This is a genomic window from Variovorax sp. GW458-11-26-14-LB1, assembly GCF_059423965.1.
Window position 1 is genome coordinate 15024 of sequence record NZ_JBWKYW010000067.1, and the last position, 19579, is coordinate 34602.

Below are 19579 nucleotides of genomic sequence, written 5' to 3' on the forward strand. Positions count from 1 at the left end.
GCGGCCGATGGCTACGCTGGGGCTCCCCCGACGAACAAGGAGCATCCGATGGCCGAAGGCGCAACCTACGACCCCGTGGTCAGCAAGCACCTCGTGCGCTACGGCATGGGGCTGAGCCCGCATGTCATCGTCAAGGCGCGCGGCGCCACGCTGTGGGATGCGCACGGGCGCGAGATCCTCGACTTCACCTCGGGCCAGATGTGCGCCACCATCGGCCACAACCACCCGCGCATCGTCGCAGCCATCGAGAAGGCCTGCGAGGGCGCGCTGCACCTGTACAGCGGCTTCGTCGGGCCGGCCGTGCCGGCGCTGGCCGGGCGGCTGGCGGCGATGCTGCCGCCGTCGCTGTCGAAATCGCTGTTTCTGTCCACCGGCGGCGAGGCCAACGAGGCCGCCGCGCGCATGGCCCGCGTGACCACCGGCCGCTACGAGATCGTGGGCCTGAACGGCGGCTGGCACGGCGTGAACGGCGGCATGGCCGCGCTCACCTTCGCGGGCCGGCACCACGTGGACTACGGGCCGCGCAAGCCCGGCACCATGTCGATCCCCGCGCCGAACTGCTACCGCTGCCCCATCCGCCATTGCCGCGACGCCTGCGACACCACCTGCCTCGATGTCGGCTTCGACATGGTCGATGCGCAGTCCAGCGGCTCGCTCGCAGCCTTCATTGCCGAGCCGGTGCTGAGTTCGGGCGGCGTGATCGTGCCGCCCGTCGGCTACTTCCCGAAGCTGCAGACCAAGTGCCGCGAGCGCGGCATGCTGCTGATCCTGGACGAAGCGCAGACCGCCTTCGGCCGCCTGGGCAGCAACTTCGCGTTCGAGCAGGCGGGCGTGGTGCCGGACTTCCTCACCGTCTCGAAGACGCTGGGCGGCGGCCTGGCGATCGGCGCCACGGTCACCAGCGAGGCGATCGAGCAGGACTGCCACGAGAAGGGCTTCGTGCACGTCACCTCGCACGTGTCCGACCCGCTGCCGGCCGAGGTCGGCCTGGCGGTGCTCGACGTGCTCGAGGAAGAAGGGCTCAACCAGCGCGCCGCCGCCATGGGCGAGCGCCTGAGCCGGGGCCTGGCCACGCTGAAGGCGCGGCACGAGGTGATCGGCGACGTGCGCGGCCACGGCCTGCTGCAGGGCGTGGAACTGGTGAAAGACCGCGAGACCCGCGAACCCGACGCCGAGCGCGGCCGCGCCATCACCGACGCCTGCATGGCGCGCGGCCTGAGCATGAACATCGTGGCCGTCGGCGGCATGGCGGCCGTGTGGCGCATCGCGCCGCCGCTGAACGTGAGGCCGGAGGAAGTCGACCGCGGCCTGGAAATACTCGACGACGCGATCCGTTCGACCAGCTAGCCGATTCCCAGCATCCGCCGGTTCGCCGCGACATCGGCGCCACCGGCTGCGAAGTCGTCGAAGGCGCGGTCGGCCACGCGGATGATGTGGTCGCGGATGAAGGTCGCGCCTTCGCGCGCGCCGTCTTCCGGGTGCTTGATGCAGCACTCCCATTCGAGCACCGCCCAGCCCGGGAAGTCGTACTGCGCCATCTTCGAGAAGATGGCCTTGAAGTCGACCTGCCCGTCGCCCAGCGAGCGGAAGCGCCCCGCACGATTGATCCAGCTCTGGAAGCCGCCGTACACGCCCTGCTTGCCGGTCGGATTGAACTCGGCATCCTTCACGTGGAAGAGCTTGATGCGCTCGTGGTAGTGGTCGATGTAGGCCAGGTAGTCGAGCTGCTGCAGCACGAAGTGGCTCGGGTCGTACAGCAGGCAGGCGCGCGGGTGGTTGCCCACGCGCTCCAGGAACATCTCGTAGCTCACGCCGTCGTGCAGGTCTTCGCCGGGGTGGATCTCGTAGCCCACGTCGACGCCCACGGCATCGAAGGCATCGAGGATCGGGCGCCAGCGGCGCGCCAGTTCGTCGAAGGCTTCCTCGATGAGGCCCGGCGGGCGCGGCGGCCACGAATACAGGTACGGCCAGGCCAGCGCGCCCGAGAAGGTCGCGTGCGCCGTGAGCCCGAGGTTCGCCGAGGCCTTGGCCGCGTGGTGCAGCTGCTGCACCGCCCACTGCTGGCGCGCCACGGGGTTGCCGCGCACCTCGGGCGCCGCAAAGCCGTCGAAGCCCGCGTCGTAGGCCGGGTGCACCGCGACCAGCTGGCCCTGCAGGTGGGTCGAGAGCTCGGTGATCTCCAGGCCGTGGCCGGCCAACGTGCCCTTGATCTCGTCGCAGTAGGTCTTGCTCTCGGCGGCGCGCTTCAGGTCGATGAGGCGCGTGTCCCAGCTGGGGATCTGCACGCCCTTGTAGCCGAGGCCCGCAGCCCATCCGGCGATGGCGTCGAGCGAGTGGAACGGGGCCGTGTCGCCCGCGAACTGGGCCAGGAAAATGCCCGGCCCCTTGATCGTCTTCATGCGTGTCTCCTGATGCGCCGCACAGCATACTTCGGGGGTTCGGCTGACACACGACCGAAGTTCGATGGGCGCACAATGAACTTTGTCCACAGGGAACCCATCGACATGTCTCAGCCTGTCGCCGCCCGGCTCAAGATCGGCTTGTCCGCTTGCTTCTCGCACGCCGACCCGGCCCGCTCGCTTTTCACGAACAAGACGCTGCAATACGTCGAACAATCGATCGCCCACTGGCTCATGTCGGCCGGCGCGATGGTGGTGATGGTGCCCTGCCCCACGGGCGAGACGGCGCGCGGCGACACCAAGCTGTCGCACTACGCCGAGTGGCTCGACGGCGTGGTGATGCACGGCGGCGCCGACGTCTGGCCCGGCAGCTACGGCGAGGAGCCCCTGAAAGACGCCTGGATCGGCGACCAGATCCGCGACCTGTACGACCTCGCGCTGGTCGAGGCCTTCGAGCAGGCCGGCAAGCCGATCTTCGGCGTGTGCCGGGGCCTGCAGCTGATCAACGTGGCCTTCGGCGGCACGCTCTACCAGGACATCGAGGAACAGCACGGCCACCCCGAGACGGTGCGCCACCGCGACCCGGTGACCTACGACCAGAACTTCCACCAGATCGAGATCGTGCAGGGCACGCGCCTGGCGAAGCTGTACCCCGAGGTGCGCACGGCGCGCGTCAACAGCATCCACCACCAAGGCATCAAGGGGCTCGCGCCCGGCTTCGAGATCGAGGCCTGGAGCCTGCCCGACCGCGTGCCCGAGGCGATCCGCCGCCGGCCCGAGAAGGGGCGCGGCTACATCGCGGCGACCCAGTGGCACCCCGAGTTCCACAAGTACGGCAGCACCGAGACCGTGGACGACACACCGATCCTGCACGACTTCCTGTGGGCCTGCGCCACCGCCCGCGTGGCACCGCGCACCAGCATGCGCGAGATGCAGGGGCGCATTCGCAACCGGGCGGCGCGGTTGCTGCGGCAGGCGTTGTTGCGGCGCTGACGGCGCTGCTGTTCGGGGCGCGTGCTCAGGCCGCGTCGCGCAACAGGTGCTTGAGCAGCTTGCCCGTCGCCGTGCGCGGCAGGCTCTCGCGCACTTCGAAGATGCGCGGGATCTTGTAGCGCGCCAGCCGGTCCTCGAGAAAGCGCACCAGCTCGCGCGCCTCGAGCGCGCGCCCGCCGCGCGCCACCAGCACCGCCGTCACGGTCTCGCCCCACTCGGGGTGCGGGCGGCCGATGACGGCCACGTCCTGCACGTCGGGGTGGGCGCCCAACGCGTCTTCCACTTCCTTCGAATAGACGTTCTCACCGCCCGTGATGATCATGTCGCGCAGCCGGTCGACGATGAACAAAAAGCCGTCCTCGTCCACCCGCGCCAGGTCGCCCGTGCGGTACCAGCCTTGGGCGTCGAAGGCCTCGGCGCTCGCCTGCGGGTTGTCGAGGTAGCCCTGCATCACGGCCGGCGAACGCAGGTGGATCTCGCCGACCTCGCCCGCGCCGCAGCGCCGGCCGTCGGGGTGGCGCACCTCGATCGCCACGCCGGGCACGCCCGCGCGGCCGATCGAGCCGGCCTTGGCGATCGCGTCTTCCGGGTAGAGCACCGTGCCCAGCGGGCCCGATTCGGTCATGCCGTAGACCTGCACGAAGCGGTCGCTGCGGTAGCTGTCGGCCAGCTTGCGCGCCATGTCGGCACCGAGCGGGCCGCCGCCGTAGGCCCACAGGCGCATCGCGCTGAAGTCGTAGCGTTGCACGTCGGGCACCACCGACAGCGGCGCCAGGAAGGCGATGGGCGCGCCGAAGGTGAAGGTGATGCGTTCTTCGGCCAGCGTGTCGAGAAAGGCCTTGGGCGCGTACTCGCGCAGCAGCACCACGGTGCCGCCCATGAGCAGCGTGCCCAGCAGCCAGTTGTTGAGCGGCGACGAATGCCACACCGGCATCGCGACCAGCGTGCGCTCGTTGCGCGACAGCGACATGCCCGCCGCCGTGCACACCGCCGCCATGAAGACGTTGCGGTGGCTGTGCAGGCAGCCCTTGGGCTTGCCCGTGGTGCCCGAGGTGTAGAGCACCTGGGCCAGCGTATCGGTGCTGGGCGCCGGCGCGTCGTCGCCCAGCGGCATGGCCTGCGCCATCAGCTCGTCGAGCATCGGCAGGCCGTCGGCGGCACTGTCGGTCGCGAGCCAGTCGCAGCGGTGCGCGATGCGCGCGGCGACCTGCGTGGCGAGCGTGCCGTCGGCCACGCACAGGCGCACGCCGGCGGGCGCCAGCACGTAGTCGATCTCCGGCGCCTGCAGCTTGTGGTTGACCGGCACCACGGCCGCGCCGAGGCGCCAGGCGCCGAACATCGCGGCGACGAAGCCGACCGTGTTGAAGCACAGCAGCGCGACCTTGTCGCCAGGGCCCACGCCCTGGCCGCGCAGCACGGTGGCGGCGCGGCGCGAGAGGTCGGCGAACTCGGCATAGGTCCACGCGCGGCCCGCGGCGCGCAGGCATTCGTGGGTGGGCTGGGTGCGGGCGTGCTGGTCGAGCAGGGAAACGAAATCCATCCGGGTCGGCTCCGTGCTCAGTGCCAGGCGGCGCGCACCAGCGCACCGGGGTCGCTGGTGCCGGCGCTGATGCCGGTCACCGGGCCCCAGTCGGGATCGAAGCGGCTGGACACGAACGCGGCCGCCGCGAGCGGGCTCGCGTGCTGCAGCATCAGGCCGGCCTGCGCCGCGCGCACCAGCCGCTGCGTGAAGCGGCGCGCCTGGCGTTCCAGGTCCTGCGGCGCCAGTTGCACCATCTGGCGCAGGGCCTGCACTTCGGTCTGCAGGCGCGCTTCGCCGGCGGTCACTTCCTGCAGGTGGTCGAGCACGAGGTGCGCGTCGTCGGGGTTGCGCGACACGGCGCGCAGCACATCGAGGCACATCACGTTGCCCGAGCCTTCCCAGATCGAGTTGACGGGCGCCTCGCGGAACAGGCGGCCCATCGGGCCGTCTTCCACGTAGCCGTTGCCGCCGAACACCTCCATCGCCTCGCCCGTGAGCGCCACCGCGCGCTTGCAGTTCCAGAACTTGGCCGCGGGCGTGAGCAGGCGGCGCCAGGCCGTGTCCAGCGGCGCGGGCGAGCCGAAGCGCGAGGCCAGCTCCATCGCCAGCAGCGTGGCGCTTTCGGTTTCCAGCGCCATGTCGCCCAGCAGCTCGGTCATCACCGGCTGGTCGACCAGCGCCTTGCCGAAGGCGAAGCGGTTGCGCGTGTAGTGCAGCGCCTGCGCGAAGCCCTGGCGCATGAAGCCGGCACTGGCGAGCGCGCAGTCCAGCCGCGTCACGGTGGCCATCTCGATGATGGTCGGGATGCCGCGGCCCTCGTCGCCCACGAGCACGCCCCAGGCCTCCTTGAACTCGACCTCGCTGCTGGAGTTGGAGCGGTTGCCGACCTTGTCCTTCAGGCGCTGGATGTGGATCGCGTTCTTGCTGCCGTCGGGCCGCCAGCGCGGCACGAAGAAACACGACGAGCCGTGCTCGTCGGTCTTGGCCAGCACCAGGTGGCCGTCGCACATCGGCGCCGAGAAGAACCACTTGTGGCCGGTGATGAGGAACTCGCTGCCCCACGGGCCCTGGCCGGCCGGCACGGCGCGCGTGGTGTTGGTGCGCACGTCGCTGCCGCCCTGCTTCTCGGTCATGCCCATGCCGACGGTCATCGAGGTCTTGCCTTCGAGCGGGATGTCGCGTGGGTCGTGCACGTGGGCGGCCAGCTTGTCGCGCAGGTCGGCGTACAGCGCGGCGTTGCGGCGCATCACGGGGATGCAGGCCTTGGTCATGGTGGTCGGGCAGGTCGAGCCCGACTCGATCTGGCTGTGCATGTACAGCGAGGCGCCGTAGCCCACCCAGGCCGAGGGCCGCTCGTCGAAGAACGGCAGGTTGGCGATGCCGTTGCGCCGCGCGATCGACATCATGGTGTGCCACGCGGGGTGGAACTGCACGCTGTCGATGCGCGTGCCGGTGCGCGAGTGGGTGTGCAGCTCGGGCTCGTGGCGGTTGGCGTCCTCGGCGGCGCGCAGCGTGGCCTCGGCGCCGTACTCGGCGCCCTGGCGCACCAGCTCGTCGTCGCGCCAGGCGGCGCCGCCGCGCCCCACCGCGCCGCGCAGCGCGGGGTCGCTGGTGTAGACGTTGTAGTCCTTGAGCTCGGGGACCTGGTTGTCGGGATGGATGCCGGTGGTGGTCATGGCGTTGTCTCCGTGAATCGGTGAAAGAGGGGGCGTGTTCAGGCGGCGGCGGCGCGTTCGCGCACCACCAGCGTCTGGGTCGCGAGGCCGATGAGGCCGCGCGTGTCGTACAGGTGGGACACCGTGAGGCCCGCGCCGCCGGCGTGCATCTCGGTGCTGGCGCGCAGGCCGATCCACTCGCCTTCGGGCACGCGGAACAGGTTCAGGCTCAGGTCGGCGTTCGAGAACAGGAAGTCGGCGGGCGACAGCACCCAGCTCAGCCCGTTGCCGAAGTCGGCCGCCGCCGCCGCGCGCATCGCGGGCGAGGTGACCACGCCGCGCACCAGCGGCACCGCGAGCCGGAACCACGCGGCGCCCGCGCCGGGCTGCGCGATGTCGCCTTGCGCGAGGCGCGATTCGACGGCGGTCTGGTGGAACGAGAGGCCGTCGGGCAGGCCGGGAATGCGCAGGCGCTCGGTGCAGTCTTCGGGCAGCGGGCGCAGTTCACACGGCGCGTCGCCCGCGGGCAGGTTCGCCGGCAAAGTCAGCGGCGAGGTCTTCAGCAGCAGCGCGTGCGCGCGGGCCACCACCGTGTCGCCCGCGAGCAGGTCGATGCCCACGCGCACCGTGGCGCGCGAGGCCTGCGACTGCGTGCGCGTGACCAGCGGCGCCACCGGCACCGGCTTCACCAGCTCGAGCGTGAGCCGCGCCAGCTGCCAGCCGGGGCCGGGCGCGGCGCGTTCGGCGATGTGGGCGAGCAACGCGGCGGGCGCGCCGCCGTGCTGCGCGCGCGGGTCCCACGGGCCGCGCGAGAGCGCGTCGGGCAGCCACGCATCGCCCTCGCCGGTGTAGACGGCGGGGGGCGTTGTCTCGGGGGCGCGGTCGGGCGAGGTCATTGCAGAATGCCTTTCGATGGGATCAAAAATTCTAGGAACAACCCGCCCGCGAGGTGTTCGGGTTCGGCGGCCATGACCGGCGCCCGCGCACCCGCCGTCGCCCCGAGGAGGAAGCCGCGCCAGTCCCGCGCGCGCCACACCTCGCAGGCGCTGCAGGAAGCCTTTGTTCGGCTTTTGGTCGAGAAGGGCTACGCCGCCATCACGATCCGCGAGATCGTGGCCGTGGCGGGCACGGGCCTGGGCAGCTTCTACGAGTACTTCGAAAACAAGGAGGACCTGGCGCGCGTGTGCCTGCACCTGCGTTCCAAGGCCTTGCTGCTGGACATGCGCGCGGTCGTGGCCGCGAACGAAGGCCGACCGTGGCGCGAGATCGTCGACGCGGTGATCGATGCGCAGCTCGAGGCGCACCGCACGCAGCCCGTGGCCTGGGGCGCGCACTACCTGCTGGAGCGCCACCTCTCCAGCCCCGAGGCTTACCGCAAGATGTACGACCGCTTCGTGGCCGAATGGGTGGGCGTGCTCGACGCGGCGGGCGACGTGAAGGCCGACGGCCCGCAGAAGAAGGAAGCGGCGCGCGTGTGCCAGACCATCATCTACGGCCTGGTCGCGCACACCCACATCGGCACGGGCGGGCGGCCCGACCTGCAGACGCTGTCACGCCAGTTGCGCGATGCGCTGCGGGGCTACCTGGCGACGGTTGCCTGAGGCTCTCGCTCAGCGCGACGACTTGTTCGTCGTGCCGCTGACGCCAGCGTCGATGGTGCCGAACACCGTCACGCCGCTGCCCGATGAAGACGTGGAGGAAGAAGACGGCGACGGCGCGGTGCCGGCGCAGCCCGAGACCAGCAGACCGGTCGCAAGGACGGCGAGGGCGGCAAGGATCGACTTCACGGCAGGACTCCAGAAAACTAAGGACGTCCCACTATAGGCCGGGGCCCCCGGCCGCCCTGTAACAAAGACACCAGCCGCCGCAGGGGCGGCGGTGTTCAGCCTGCCACGCGCGGGTCGGTCGCCAGCAGCATCTCGACCATCGCGCGCAGGTCGGCCTGCAGCCGCGCGGCGCCGGCCTCGTCGAGCGCCAGCGTGGCCTCGTCCATGTAGAGCTTGCGGTTGATCTCGACCTGGATGCTGTGCCGGTTCGCCGCCGGGTCGCCGTGCCGGCGCACCAGCTCCACGCCCTTGTACGGGTGGTTGTAGTCCACGCTGTAGCCGCATGCGCGCAGGTGCGCGCACAGCCGCTGCGACAGCGCCGGGTCGGCCGTGCTGCCGTCGCGGTCGCCGATCACGAAGTCGGCGTGCGCCAGGCCCGGGAAGTCGGTGGCATGGCTGCCCGCGATGGCCGGCATCGAGTGGCAGTTGATGTGGATGCTGTAGCCGTGCCGCGCATGCGCGTCGTCGATGGCCTGGGCCACCGCCGCGTGGTACGGGCGCCAGCACTGGTCGATGCGCTGGCGCACCTCGGCCACCGTGAGCGGCCGGTCGTAGATCGGCAGGCCCTCGTCGGTGAGCTTCCAGATCAGGCCCTTGCCCAGGCGCACTTTCGAGAGCACGCGCGGGTCGGTCGACACCGGCTCGGTCCACGGACCGTCGAGCATGGTGGTGTCGACCTCGGTCATGTCGCGGTTGGCGTCGAGGTAGCTGCGCGGAAAGTGCGCCTCGATCCAGGCGGCGCCCATGTCGCTCGCGAAGGCGTAGAGCTTCTCGACGTGGGTGTCCTCGGCCCGGCGCAGCGTGGCGAGGTCGCACACGGGCCGGAAGTCCTCGGGGTAGACGGTGCCGCTGTGCGGGGAGTCCAGCACCAGCGGGGTGTGCCCGGCGACGCTCGTCACCTGGGCGCGGGTTTGAATCAGTTTCAGGACTGGATGCATAGGCGGTGTCGGTCAGTCCAATCGGATGCGCGCGAAGGCGGCCACCTTCTTCATCTTCTCGATCTCGCTCGCGATCTGCTTCGTGAACTCGGCCGGCGTGGTGCCCGAGGCGTACAGCCCCTGCAGCGCGAGGCGCTCGCGCACCGCGGGGTCCTTCAGCGCCGTGGCCACGGCCTGCTGCATGCGCAGCACCAGCTCGGGCGGCGTGCCGGCGGGCGCGATCATGCCGAACCACGAGGGGTCGTTGCTGGCCGCGTAGCCCAGCTCGCCGTAGGTCGGCACTTCGGGCAGCACGTCGAGGCGGCCGCTCCAGGACACGGCCAGCGCCTTCAGCTTGCCGGCCTTCACGTGCGGCAGCGACGAGGCCACCTGGTCGAAGTACACCGGCACCTGGCCCGCGAGCACGTCGTTGATGGCCGGGCCCGCACCGCGGTAGGGGATGTGCACCATCGAGGTTCCGGTGCTGCTCTTGAACAGCTCGCCCCACATGTGGCCGATGGTGCCGTTGCCCGGCGACGCGTACGACACCTTGCCGGGGTTGGCCTTCAGGTACTTCACGAGCTCGGCGAAGCTGCCGACCGGCAGCACGGCCGGGTTGATGACGATCACGCCCGGTGCCTTCACCAGCTCGGTCACGGCGGCAAAGCCCTTGATCGGATCGTAGGGCAGCTTCTGGTACACGGCCGGGTTCACGCCGTGCGTGGACAGCGTGGCCACGCCGAAGCTCAGGCCGTCGGGCGTGGCGCGCGCCAGCTCGGCCATGCCGATCGAGCCGCCCGCGCCGGCGCGGTTGTCGATCACCACGGGCTGCTGGAGGATCTTGGCCAGGGGCTCGGAGAGCACGCGGGCCGTGATGTCGGTGGCGCCGCCGGGCGGGAAGGGCACGACCAGGCGGATCGGCTTGCCTTGGGCAAAGGATATTCCTGGGGCGAAAGAAACGGCAGCCAGGGTGGAGAGGAAATGACGACGTTGCATGAGGGTTCTTCCAATGGAACGATGAGTGAATGTGCAAAGCTGCAGCTCACCTGAAGCAAAGGATATACCCGATATCATTCCAATCTGGAATGACTTGATGGGCTCCCCCATGCCGCTGCGACGCCTCAACCCGCCCCTGAACCTGCTGCGCGCCTTCTCCACCGTGGTGCGCTTCGGCGGCGTCTCGCGCGCGGCCGAGGCGCTGCACCTCACGCAGGGCGCGGTCAGCAAGCAGGTGCAGGAGCTCGAGCGCTGGATCGGCGCGCCGCTGTTCGAGCGCAGCCGCAAGCGCCTGGCGCTCACGCCGGCCGGCGAACGCTACGAGAAGGCCGTGCGCGCCCTGCTGGCGCAGCTGGAGGCGGCGACGCTGGAGCTCATCACCAGTGGCGACGGCGGCGGTGCGCTGCACCTGTCGACCCTGCCCACCTTCGGCGCCAAGTGGCTGATTCCGCGCCTGCCCGACTTCCAGCAGCGCCACCCGCAGATCACGCTGCATTTCGTGCCCTTCGTGCACGGCTACGACTTCGAGCGGCCCGAGCTCGACTGCGCCATCCTGTTCGGCGACGGCCACTGGCCCGGCGCGCGCTCGCACTACCTCGCGGGGCAGGACGTGGCGCTGATCGCCCCGCGCGCCGCGCAGGCCGAGGCCCCCATCCGCACGCCGCAGGACGTGGCGCGCTGCACCCTGCTGCGCCACGTGAGCGTGCCGCAGTCGTGGCTGCACTGGAGCGAGGCGCACGGCGTGCGCGGGCTCGACCCGCTGGCCGGCCTGCAGTTCGACCAGTTCCAGACCATGATCCGCGCCGTCATGGCCGGCATGGGCGTGGCGCTGGTGCCGCGCTGCCTGGTGCAGGACGAGATCACGTCGGGGCTGGTGGAAGAGCCGCTGCCCAACGGCGGCTACCGGGGCAGCGAGGGCTACTGGTTCTGCTACCCCGAGGGGCGCGGCCAGCTGGCCACGCTGGACCATTTCCGCCACTGGCTGCTGGCCGAAGTCGACCGCAGCGGGGAAGCGACGGCGCAGCCGCCAGCCGCGTTGGCCTGAAAAGTTACTCGGGCTTGGCGCCCGAAGCCTTCACCGCCGCACCCCAGAGCCCGATCTCGCTCGCCACGAAGCGGTCGAATTCGGCGCCGCTCGTCGGCGCCGGCTCGGAGCCCCGGTCGCGGATGAAGCGCGCCATCTGCTCGCTCTTGAGGATGTCGGTCACTTCGTGGTTCAGCCGCGCCACGATCTCCGGCGGCGTGCCGCGCGGCGCCATCAGGCCGAGCCAGCCGACGGCTTCGAAGTTCTTCGTGCCGGCCACGCCGCTCTCGCGCACGGTGGGCACCTCGGGCAGCTGCGACGAGCGCGTGGCCGATGTCACCGCCAGCGCAACCGCCTTGCCCGCCTTGATGTGCGGCAGCGCGGCCGTCACCGAATCGACCATCAGCGGCACCTGGTTGCCCAGGAAATCCGCCTGCGCCGGCCCGCTGCCCCGGTACGGAATGTGCGTGATGAACACATGCGCCGCCGACTTGTACATTTCGCCCGACAGGTGCTGCGTGCCGCCGATGCCGGCGCTCGCGTAGCTCAGCTTGCCGGGTTCGGCCTTGGCGCGCGCCGTGAGCTCGGCCAGCGTGCGGATGCCGCTTTCGGGCGTGGCCAGGAACACCAGCGGCACCTTCGCGATGAGCGAGATGCCGACCAGGTCCTTGCGCGGGTCGAAGCCCGGCTTGGCGTAGAGCGTCTGGTTCACCGCCATCGCGCTGCCGGCCACCACGAGCGTGTAGCCGTCGGGCGGTGCGCGCACCACGAACTCGGTGCCGATGTTGCTGCCCGCGCCCGCCTTGTTGTCGACGATCACGGGCTGGCCCAGCCGCTTGCCGAGCTGTTCGGCGAGCGCGCGGGCAAAGATGTCGGTGGCCTGCCCGGGTGGGAAGGGCACGACGAGCTTGACGGGCTTGTCAGGCCACGCGGCGGCCTGGGCCAGGCCCGCGCCGCCCAGCAGCATCGCTGCACACAGGGCGGTGGCGAGGTGTCGGCGCTGCATGCGTCGTCAGGCCGCGTCGGGCGCCGAGAGGTGCTTGCCCACGATGCCCGCGAGTTCGAACATCGTCACCTGGTCCTTGCCGAACACCGGCTTGAGCTTGGCGTCGGCGTTGATCGCGCGCTTGTTGGTCGCGTCCTGCAGGCCGTTGGCCTTGATGTAGTCCCACAGCTTCTTGATGACCTCGGTGCGCGCCACCGGTTCGGCGCCGATCACCGCGGCCAGCGAGTCGCTGGGCTTGAGGCCCGCGCCCGGCTTGCGCGGCTTGGCCGCCTTCTTCTCGGCCGGTGCCTTCTTGGCGGCGGGCGTCTTCTTCGCCGCGACCTTCTTGGCTGCCGCGGTTTTCGCGGCCGGCTTGCCGAAGGTCTTGCGCGGCGGGAACTTGCTGCCGCCTTCGCGCGGTGCGAACTCGAAGGTCACCTTGCCTTCTTCGGCGTTCCACGTGAGGAAGGCCTTGAAGGCGCGGCGCGTGCGCATCGAGACGAACTTGTCGAGCAGGTCGGTCTTGCCGGTGGCGAGCAGCTTCTCCATCTGGTCGCGCTCGACCGGCTGCTGCAGGATGATCTTGCCGGTCTTGAAGGTGCAGCTCGGGGTCGGCTGCTCGTTCGTCGGCACCGACTTCTCGCAGACGTAGTTGCTGCCGTGATCGAACACCGGCGCACCGCAGACCGGGCACGGGCCCACGGTGTCCTGCTGGCTGAAGTCGACGATCTCGCCGCTGTCTTCGTTCTTGTCGTCGCCGAAGTCGAACTCGAGCTTCCAGTTCTTGGCTTCTTCCCCGTCGTACTTGAGGATGATCTCGGCGGTGAAGGGCCAGCCCGCCTTGGAGCGGAAGCCCTCGAGCGGGCCGATGTGCTTGTTGGCCAGCAGCTGCTCGGCCTCGGCCACCTCGAAGGTGCGCCCGGCCGGCGACTTGCCGAACGAGAAGCCGCAGGCGTCCTCGCCCGTGCCGCTCTTGCCGGTGCAACCGTAGCGGCGGTAGTTTTCCTTCACCACGCCGCCGCAGTTGGGGCAGGGCGTGGCGAGCGTGGCGTAGTCGCCCGGCACGGTGTCGCGGTCGTACTCCTTGGCCTTCTTGACGATGTGCTCCGTCATCTCGGCGATCTCGCGCATGAAGGCGTCGCGGCTCAGCGCGCCCTTCTCCATCTGCGCGAGCTTGTATTCCCACTCGCCCGTGAGTTCGGCCTTGGACAGTTCTTCCACGCCCAGGCCGCGCAGCAGCGTCATGAGCTGGAAGGCCTTGGCGGTCGGGATGAGTTCGCGGCCTTCGCGCAGCATGTACTTCTCGGCGATCAGCCCTTCGATGGTGGCCGCGCGCGTCGCTGGCGTGCCCAGGCCTTTCTCCTGCATGGCCTCGCGCAGCTCGTCGTCGTCGATGGTCTTGCCGGCGCCTTCCATGGCGCCCAGCAGGGTGGCTTCCGAATAGCGTGCGGGCGGGCGCGTCTTCAGGCCCTTGAGGTCGGCCGACTCGTTCTGCACGATCTCGCCCGGCTTCACCGGCACGAGGCGCTTGCCGTCCTTGTCGTCTTCCTTCTCGTCGTCCTGGGCTTCCTTGCCGTAGATGGCGAGCCAGCCCGGCTTGACAAGCACCTTGCCGTCGGTGCGGAAGGGGTACTTCTTGCCGCCCTGCTCCACCGTGCTGATGCGCGTGGTCACCTGGTGCTCGGCGCTCGGGAAGAACACCGACAGGAAGCGGCGCACCACGAAGTCGTACAGCTTCTGCTCGGCTTCGCTCAGCCCGCTCGGAGCCTGCAGCGTCGGGATGATGGCGAAGTGATCCGACACCTTGGCGTTGTCGAAGATGCGCTTGTTGGGCTTGACGTAGTTGCCATCGACCGCCTGCTGCGCGAACGGCGCCAGGTGCTTCATGCCGCTGCCGGCGAGCATCTCCATGGTCTGCTTGACGACCGGTAGATAGTCTTCCGGCAGCGCGCGCGAATCGGTACGCGGGTAGGTCAGCGCCTTGTGGCGTTCGTACAGGCTCTGCGCCAGCGCGAGCGTGGTCTTGGCGCTGAAGCCGAAGCGGCCGTTGGCCTCGCGCTGCAGCGAGGTCAGGTCGAACAGCGCGGGCGAGGCCTGCGTGGTGGGCTTGCTCTCTTCGGTGACCGTGGCGGGCTTGCCGCGCGAGGCGTCGGCGATGGCGCGGGCTTCCTGCTCGGACCACACGCGGTCGGCACGCTGCTCGGCATCGGGCTCGCCGTTGGCCAGCAGCGGCGCGTTGGCTTTCTTCCAGTCGGGGTTGAACCACTTGCCGGGGTACTGGCCGGCCTCGGCCGCGAAGCTGCCGTGGATTTCCCAGTACTCGCGCGAGACGAACTTGCGGATCTGCTCCTCGCGCTCCACGACGACGGACAGCGTCGGCGTCTGCACGCGGCCCACGGTCGTGAGGAAGAAGCCGCCGTCGCGCGAATTGAATGCGGTCATGGCGCGCGTGCCGTTGATGCCCACCAGCCAGTCGGCCTCGGAGCGCGAACGCGCGGCGTCGGCCAGGCCCTGCATCTGCTTTTCGGTGCGCAGCGCATCGAAGCCGTCGCGGATGGCCTGCGGCGTCATCGACTGCAGCCACAGGCGCTTGACCGGCTTGCCCAGCGGGCTCTTGCCGCCGGCGTACTGCTCGATGAGGCGGAAGATCAGTTCGCCCTCGCGGCCCGCGTCGCAGGCGTTGATGAGCTGCGTCACGTCCTTGCGCTTGGCCTGCTTGACCACGGCGTTCAGGCGCGTCTTGGTCTTGTCGACCGGCTTGAGGTCGAAGTGCGGCGGGATCACCGGCAGGTTGGCGAAGCTCCACTTGCCGCGCTTGACGTCGAATTCCTCCGGGGCCTGGATCTCGACCAGGTGGCCCACGGCGCTGGTCACGACGTAGGTGTCGTTCTCGAAATGCTCGTCATGTTTGTCGAACTTGCCGGCCACCGGCGTGAGGGCCCGGACGATGTCCTGGGCCACCGACGGCTTTTCTGCGATTACCAAAGTCTTTGTCATCTGAGGGCTCTCTATACTCTGCGGCTTCCGCGTGCGCACGCGCGCACACGCATGTGTGCATATTCAACCTAACAGACTTCGGCGATGCCTTCCAAATCCCCACTTTCCGCCGGCCGCGACAAGGAAGCCGTCCCCGTGACCGAGCCCGAGGCCCGGTCCGCCGCCACGCGCTCCGGTGGCCGGCGCATCCAGATGCGCCGCTCGGACGTCCACGGCAACGGCGTGTTCGCCCTGCAGGACCTGGCTGAAGGTGAAACGCTGATCGAATACAAGGGCGAGGTCATCAGCTGGAAAGAGGCGCTGCGCCGCCATCCGCACGACCCGACCCAGCCGAACCATACCTTCTACTTCCACATCGACGACGGCCGCGTGATCGACGGCAATGTGAAGGGCAACGACGCGCGCTGGATCAATCACTCGTGCGAGCCGAACTGCGAGGCCGACGAAGTCGATGGGCGCGTTTATATCAAGGCCCTGAGAAACATCGCCGCCGGCGAGGAACTGAACTACGACTACGGCCTGATCATCGACGAGCCGTACACCGAGAAGCTGCTGTCCGAGTTCCCGTGCTGGTGCGGCTCCGAGATGTGCCGCGGCACGCTGCTGACGCCCAAGGACGAGGACGAGGAAAAAGACAAGAAGAAAAAGAAGAAGGCCAAGAAAAAAGCCGAGAAGAAGAAGGCCGAGGCCAAGGAAGCGAAGAAGGCTGAAAAGAAAGCCGAGAAGAAAAAATCGGACAAGAAGGCCGACAAGAAAAAGGCCGACGGCAAGAAGAAGTCCAAGGGCGACGCCCCGGCCGCCGCCGGAGACTGACGATGGGCACGACGCCGGCCAGCGCCTGGTTCGAAGACCGGATCGCCGCGACGGTCGCGCCGCTGCTGCCCGGCTTCGCGGTCGAGGCCGTGGCCGAAATCGATTCCACCAACACCGAGCTGATGCGCCGCGCGCGCGCCGGCCGCACCGACCCCGTGCTCCTCGTGGCCGAGCGCCAGACGGCGGGGCGCGGTCGCCTCGGCCGCCCCTGGCAGAGCGCGCAGCAGCCCGAGGCGCCCGCCTCCCTTACCTTTTCGCTCGGCATGCCGCTGGCGCCGGCCGACTGGTCGGGCCTGTCGCTGGCCGTGGGCGTGAGCGTGGCCGAGAGCCTCGACCCGACGGGCGCGCACCAGGTCGGCCTCAAGTGGCCCAACGACATCTGGGTGAACGACCGCAAGCTGGTCGGCATCCTCATCGAGACGGCGATGCCGCAGACGGCCCGGCCCGATGCCGCGCGCTACCTCGTGGTCGGCATCGGCATCAACATCGGCCCGCGCGAGGGCGACGGCATGCGCACGCCGCCGGCCTGGCTGCGCCAGTGGCAGCCCGACGCGTCCGCGCCCGAGGTGCTGCTGTCGCTGGCCGAGCCGCTGGTGCGCAGCGTGCTCGCCTTCGAGGCGCAGGGCTTCGCGCCTTTCGCCGAACGCTTTGCGGCGCGCGACGTGCTGCGCGGGCGCGAGGTGACGCTCAGCGACGGCACCGCCGGCCTGTGCGAAGGCGTGGCCTGGGGCGGCGAGCTGCAGGTGCGCACCGACGCCGGCCTGCAACTGATCTCGAGCGACGAAGTGAGCGTGCGCCCGCGCGGCATGTCGTTCTGAGCGAGGGCATGAAGCTGCGCCTGGTCCTCATCGCCCTGCTCGCCGCCAACGCGGGCTACTGGCTGTGGACGCGCGGCGACCTGGCCGGCTTCGGGCTTGCGCCCGCAGCGCTCGACGAGCGCGAGCCGCAGCGCATGGCGCGGCAGATCCACCCCGAGTGGTTGCAGATTCGCAAAGACGCCAAGCCTTCGGGCACGCCTGCGCCCTGAGCTGATCAGGCAGCAGCCGCGCGCGCGAACATGCGCCGCGCCTTGGCCAAGGCGGCCTGCAGCTTTTCTTCGGACGGCGGCTCGTGCGAGCTCGAGCTCAGGCCGAATTTTTTTCCTGCGATTTCCTGCACCGCGACCAGGATGCCGCCCAGCACGACCGGATCGGTCTCGGTGTCGAGCGCCTGGCGCAAGGGCTCGAGCGCCTTGGGTGAGGCGCTGCGGCGGTTGAACACGATCTGCATCAGCGCGCTCGCGGCCCATCGGCGGTTCGTGGCGACGACGTCGTGCGCGAGCAGCGGCGCGACCTTGGCGATGTCCGTCGTGCCGCCGAGCCAGCCGATCACCCACAGCCCCTTGCAGCGCAGCTCGTCGTGCGGTGACGCGAGCGCGGCGCGCGCGAGGGCCGCGGTCTCTTTCAGGCGACGGCCCTTGCGGTACTTGAAGCCGCCGAGCAGCTGCAGCACCGTGGCCTGCATGGCTGGATCGGTCTCCCGCTCGAACTGCGCGAGCAGGTGGTCTTCGGCTTCGTCGCCGCGCTCGCCGAACTTGCGGCACAGCCAGTCGTAGAGCTCGCTGTCCATGCCGGTGTCGTGCAGCAGCGCGTAGTGGAAGGCGAGCGCCTCGGCTGAATCCTGTTCCAGCAGATCGGCGCCGAAGTCGAACATGTCCGACACGTCGGTGTCGAGGCGGATTTCCAGGAAGCGCTGGCGCAGCGTGTCGAGCGGATTCATTCCGACGGAGCCTCCTCGAAGCGCACGGTGAAGAGCGCGCCCGGCGGATGCTTGCCGGGGTGCGCGTCTTCGAGCTTGACCCGCGCGCGGTGCTGGTTGGCGATCTCGCGCACGATCGGCAGGCCCAGCCCGGAGCCATCGGCCTCGTTGCCGAGCACGCGGTAGAAGGGCTCGAACACCAGCTCGCGGTCGGCCTCGGCGATGCCGGGGCCGTTGTCTTCCACCTGCACCAGCTGCACGTGGCCGAAGGGGTCGGCCAGCACGCGCGCCGTGACCACGCCGGGGCGCTCGGGGGTCGAGGGCGTGTAGTTGAGCGCGTTGTCGACCAAGTTGCGCACCAGCTCTTTCAGCAGCGTCGGGTTGCCGTCGACCATCACGCCGGGCGCGCCGGCCTGGACGCCGTCGTAGCCCAGGTCGATGCGCTTTTCGATCGCGCGCGGCACGGCCTCGCGCACCACCTCGATGGTCAGCCGCGCGAGGTCGCAGGGCTGGCAGTGCGTCATGGCGCTGGTCCCCTCGGCGCGCGCCAGCGACAGCAGCTGGTTCACGGTGTGCGTGGCGCGCACGCTGGCGCGGCCGATCTGCTTGAGCGACTGCTTGAGCTCGTCGGCGTTGGCGCCCTCGCGCTGCGCCAGGTCGGCCTGCATGCGCAGGCCCGCCAGCGGCGTCTTGAGTTGGTGGGCGGCATCGGCCAGGAAGCGCTTCTGCGTGAAGATGGAGTCGTTGAGCTTGTCGAGCAGCTCGTTCACCGACGACACCAGCGGCACCACCTCGAGCGGCACCGAGGACTCGTCGAGCGGGCTCAGGTCGCCGGGTCGGCGCTCGCGGATGCGCGCCTCGACCACCGACAGCGGCTTGATGCCGCGCACCAGCGCCAGCCAGATCAGCAGCACCGCCAGCGGCAGGATCGCGAACTGCGGCAGCAGCACGCCCTTGATGATCTCGGTGGCGAGCACCGCCTGCTTCTCGCGCGTCTCGGCCAGCTGCAGCAGCGAGGGCGGTACTTCTTCGCTGCCGCTGGGAATCCACAGCGAGGCCACGCGCACCGGCTGGCCGTGCACCGTGCTGTTGTGCAGCAGGACCACGTTGGTGCCGGGCGGGTCGTCCACGTTGGGCTGCGGCAGGTCGCGCTCGCCGTGCAGCAGCGTGCCGTGGCCGTCGAGCAGCTGGTAGTAGATGTGGCCGGCGTCGGGGGGGGGGGGGGGGGTCGGCGCGCAGGATCTCGCGCGCCGACTGCGACAGCACGAAGTGCGTCTGCCCCTGCTTCACCGTGACCAGCTCGGCCAGCACCTTCACGTTGTGCTCCAGCGCGCGGTCGAAGGGCGCGTTGGCGATGCCCTGCGCCACCAGCCAGGTCACGCCGATGCTCACCGGCACGAGCAGCAGCAGCGGCGTGAGCATCCAGTCGAGGATCTCGCCGAACAGGGAGCGCTGGGCGCGCTGGAAGAGCTTCAAGGGAGTTCCTGGCAAGACGAAAGAACGCGGGCGAGCGTGAACTAGTACTGCGATTCGCAGGTGTGACGTTTCATTGACAAGGTGTGACTGGTTGTAGCCTTGACGTGCAGTTTCTGCAATTCAAAAACATCAGGGAGAAATCATGAAGCAAAAGACCGTGGGCGGCTGCCCCAAGCCGCTCTGGATGGCCGCGACCGTGTTGGCCGCCAGCGTGGGTGTCACCGCATGCGGCGGTGGAG

General features: G+C 69.7%; 17 protein-coding genes and 1 pseudogene. 7 read left to right on the forward strand and 11 right to left on the reverse strand.

The window, feature by feature from the left end; all coding sequences use genetic code 11:
- Positions 1-48 precede the first annotated feature (48 nt).
- Complete coding sequence (locus AC07YS_RS29170) at positions 49-1347, forward strand: aspartate aminotransferase family protein (RefSeq protein ID WP_495270076.1); 1299 nt, start codon at positions 49-51, stop codon at positions 1345-1347.
- Here the strand turns inward: AC07YS_RS29170 and AC07YS_RS29175 are convergent.
- Complete coding sequence (locus tag AC07YS_RS29175) at positions 1344-2399, reverse strand: sugar phosphate isomerase/epimerase family protein (protein ID WP_495270077.1); 1056 nt, start codon at positions 2397-2399, stop codon at positions 1344-1346. The genes AC07YS_RS29170 and AC07YS_RS29175 overlap by 4 nt on opposite strands.
- Positions 2400-2504: 105 nt before the next feature.
- Between AC07YS_RS29175 and AC07YS_RS29180 the strand changes: the two genes are divergently transcribed.
- A complete protein-coding gene (locus tag AC07YS_RS29180) occupies positions 2505-3392 on the forward strand; it encodes a gamma-glutamyl-gamma-aminobutyrate hydrolase family protein (RefSeq protein ID WP_307582330.1) in 888 nt (295 codons plus the stop codon).
- 25 nt (positions 3393-3417) lie between these two features.
- Here AC07YS_RS29180 and AC07YS_RS29185 read toward each other — a convergent pair whose 3' ends face one another.
- From AC07YS_RS29185 to AC07YS_RS29195, 3 genes are read right to left on the reverse strand one after another with little or no spacing between them, the layout of a single operon-like run.
- Positions 3418-4932, reverse strand: coding sequence for a class I adenylate-forming enzyme family protein (locus AC07YS_RS29185; RefSeq protein ID WP_495275750.1), 1515 nt, complete (start codon positions 4930-4932; stop codon positions 3418-3420).
- A 17-nt stretch (positions 4933-4949) separates the two neighbouring features.
- Positions 4950-6590, reverse strand: a complete 1641-nt coding sequence (locus AC07YS_RS29190) for an acyl-CoA dehydrogenase family protein (RefSeq protein ID WP_495270079.1) — start codon at positions 6588-6590, stop codon at positions 4950-4952.
- A 38-nt stretch (positions 6591-6628) separates the two neighbouring features.
- Positions 6629-7465: a thioesterase family protein gene (locus AC07YS_RS29195; RefSeq protein ID WP_495270080.1), complete on the reverse strand. Its 837-nt coding sequence runs from the start codon at positions 7463-7465 to the stop codon at positions 6629-6631.
- Between the two features lie 72 nt (positions 7466-7537).
- On the opposite strand from AC07YS_RS29195, the gene AC07YS_RS29200 reads away from it, so the two are divergent.
- Positions 7538-8170 carry a TetR/AcrR family transcriptional regulator gene (locus tag AC07YS_RS29200; protein WP_495270081.1) on the forward strand — a complete coding sequence of 211 codons (633 nt, stop codon included), beginning with the start codon at positions 7538-7540 and terminating at the stop codon, positions 8168-8170.
- A gap of 9 nt (positions 8171-8179) precedes the next feature.
- Here the strand turns inward: AC07YS_RS29200 and AC07YS_RS29205 are convergent, their stop codons facing one another.
- The 3 genes from AC07YS_RS29205 to AC07YS_RS29215 form a co-directional block, all read right to left on the reverse strand.
- Complete coding sequence (locus AC07YS_RS29205; protein WP_167481182.1) at positions 8180-8356, reverse strand: hypothetical protein; 177 nt, start codon at positions 8354-8356, stop codon at positions 8180-8182.
- A gap of 95 nt (positions 8357-8451) precedes the next feature.
- Positions 8452-9333: an N-formylglutamate amidohydrolase gene (locus AC07YS_RS29210; RefSeq protein ID WP_495270082.1), complete on the reverse strand. Its 882-nt coding sequence runs from the start codon at positions 9331-9333 to the stop codon at positions 8452-8454.
- Positions 9334-9345: 12 nt separating this feature from the next.
- Positions 9346-10308 (reverse strand): tripartite tricarboxylate transporter substrate binding protein BugE, encoded by a 963-nt coding sequence (locus AC07YS_RS29215; RefSeq protein WP_062480391.1) that lies wholly within the window; start codon positions 10306-10308, stop codon positions 9346-9348.
- A gap of 109 nt (positions 10309-10417) precedes the next feature.
- Between AC07YS_RS29215 and AC07YS_RS29220 the strand changes: the two genes are divergently transcribed.
- Positions 10418-11353, forward strand: coding sequence for a LysR substrate-binding domain-containing protein (locus AC07YS_RS29220; protein ID WP_495270083.1), 936 nt, complete (start codon positions 10418-10420; stop codon positions 11351-11353).
- A 4-nt stretch (positions 11354-11357) separates the two neighbouring features.
- On the opposite strand, the gene AC07YS_RS29225 is transcribed toward AC07YS_RS29220, so the two are convergent.
- Positions 11358-12338, reverse strand: a complete 981-nt coding sequence (locus AC07YS_RS29225) for a tripartite tricarboxylate transporter substrate binding protein (RefSeq protein WP_487847662.1) — start codon at positions 12336-12338, stop codon at positions 11358-11360.
- 6 nt (positions 12339-12344) lie between these two features.
- Positions 12345-15314: a DNA topoisomerase III gene (locus tag AC07YS_RS29230; protein WP_307695268.1), complete on the reverse strand. Its 2970-nt coding sequence runs from the start codon at positions 15312-15314 to the stop codon at positions 12345-12347.
- A gap of 84 nt (positions 15315-15398) precedes the next feature.
- On the opposite strand from AC07YS_RS29230, the gene AC07YS_RS29235 reads away from it, so the two are divergent.
- The 3 genes from AC07YS_RS29235 to AC07YS_RS29245 are packed head-to-tail and all read left to right on the forward strand — an operon-like array spanning position 15399 to position 17154.
- Positions 15399-16127, forward strand: a complete 729-nt coding sequence (locus tag AC07YS_RS29235) for an SET domain-containing protein (protein WP_492687074.1) — start codon at positions 15399-15401, stop codon at positions 16125-16127.
- Between the two features lie 2 nt (positions 16128-16129).
- Positions 16130-16945, forward strand: a complete 816-nt coding sequence (locus AC07YS_RS29240; RefSeq protein WP_062480383.1) for a biotin--[acetyl-CoA-carboxylase] ligase — start codon at positions 16130-16132, stop codon at positions 16943-16945.
- Between the two features lie 8 nt (positions 16946-16953).
- Positions 16954-17154 (forward strand): sporulation protein, encoded by a 201-nt coding sequence (locus tag AC07YS_RS29245; RefSeq protein ID WP_495270084.1) that lies wholly within the window; start codon positions 16954-16956, stop codon positions 17152-17154.
- Positions 17155-17159: 5 nt separating this feature from the next.
- On the opposite strand, the gene AC07YS_RS29250 is transcribed toward AC07YS_RS29245, so the two are convergent.
- Together AC07YS_RS29250 and AC07YS_RS29255 are read right to left on the reverse strand one after the other, a co-directional pair.
- Positions 17160-17885, reverse strand: a complete 726-nt coding sequence (locus AC07YS_RS29250) for a HEAT repeat domain-containing protein (RefSeq protein WP_495270085.1) — start codon at positions 17883-17885, stop codon at positions 17160-17162.
- Positions 17882-19340 (reverse strand): annotated as a pseudogene (locus tag AC07YS_RS29255) (sensor histidine kinase). The gene AC07YS_RS29250 and the pseudogene AC07YS_RS29255 overlap by 4 nt, the downstream one beginning before the upstream one ends.
- Between the last annotated feature and the right edge of the window lie 239 nt (positions 19341-19579).

What these genes read in the sequence shown, in the direction of transcription:
- AC07YS_RS29170 (WP_495270076.1), top strand. Translation starts at nt 49, where the DNA reads ATGGCCGAAGGCGCAACCTACGACCCCGTGGTCAGCAAGCACCTCGTG.
- AC07YS_RS29175 (WP_495270077.1), bottom strand. Translation starts at nt 2,399, where the DNA reads ATGAAGACGATCAAGGGGCCGGGCATTTTCCTGGCCCAGTTCGCGGGC.
- AC07YS_RS29180 (WP_307582330.1), top strand. Translation starts at nt 2,505, where the DNA reads ATGTCTCAGCCTGTCGCCGCCCGGCTCAAGATCGGCTTGTCCGCTTGC.
- AC07YS_RS29185 (WP_495275750.1), bottom strand. Translation starts at nt 4,932, where the DNA reads ATGGATTTCGTTTCCCTGCTCGACCAGCACGCCCGCACCCAGCCCACC.
- AC07YS_RS29190 (WP_495270079.1), bottom strand. Translation starts at nt 6,590, where the DNA reads ATGACCACCACCGGCATCCATCCCGACAACCAGGTCCCCGAGCTCAAG.
- AC07YS_RS29195 (WP_495270080.1), bottom strand. Translation starts at nt 7,465, where the DNA reads ATGACCTCGCCCGACCGCGCCCCCGAGACAACGCCCCCCGCCGTCTAC.
- AC07YS_RS29200 (WP_495270081.1), top strand. Translation starts at nt 7,538, where the DNA reads ATGACCGGCGCCCGCGCACCCGCCGTCGCCCCGAGGAGGAAGCCGCGC.
- AC07YS_RS29210 (WP_495270082.1), bottom strand. Translation starts at nt 9,333, where the DNA reads ATGCATCCAGTCCTGAAACTGATTCAAACCCGCGCCCAGGTGACGAGC.
- AC07YS_RS29215 (WP_062480391.1), bottom strand. Translation starts at nt 10,308, where the DNA reads ATGCAACGTCGTCATTTCCTCTCCACCCTGGCTGCCGTTTCTTTCGCC.
- AC07YS_RS29220 (WP_495270083.1), top strand. Translation starts at nt 10,418, where the DNA reads ATGCCGCTGCGACGCCTCAACCCGCCCCTGAACCTGCTGCGCGCCTTC.
- AC07YS_RS29225 (WP_487847662.1), bottom strand. Translation starts at nt 12,338, where the DNA reads ATGCAGCGCCGACACCTCGCCACCGCCCTGTGTGCAGCGATGCTGCTG.
- AC07YS_RS29230 (WP_307695268.1), bottom strand. Translation starts at nt 15,314, where the DNA reads ATGACAAAGACTTTGGTAATCGCAGAAAAGCCGTCGGTGGCCCAGGAC.
- AC07YS_RS29235 (WP_492687074.1), top strand. Translation starts at nt 15,399, where the DNA reads ATGCCTTCCAAATCCCCACTTTCCGCCGGCCGCGACAAGGAAGCCGTC.
- AC07YS_RS29240 (WP_062480383.1), top strand. Translation starts at nt 16,130, where the DNA reads ATGGGCACGACGCCGGCCAGCGCCTGGTTCGAAGACCGGATCGCCGCG.
- AC07YS_RS29245 (WP_495270084.1), top strand. Translation starts at nt 16,954, where the DNA reads ATGAAGCTGCGCCTGGTCCTCATCGCCCTGCTCGCCGCCAACGCGGGC.
- AC07YS_RS29250 (WP_495270085.1), bottom strand. Translation starts at nt 17,885, where the DNA reads ATGAATCCGCTCGACACGCTGCGCCAGCGCTTCCTGGAAATCCGCCTC.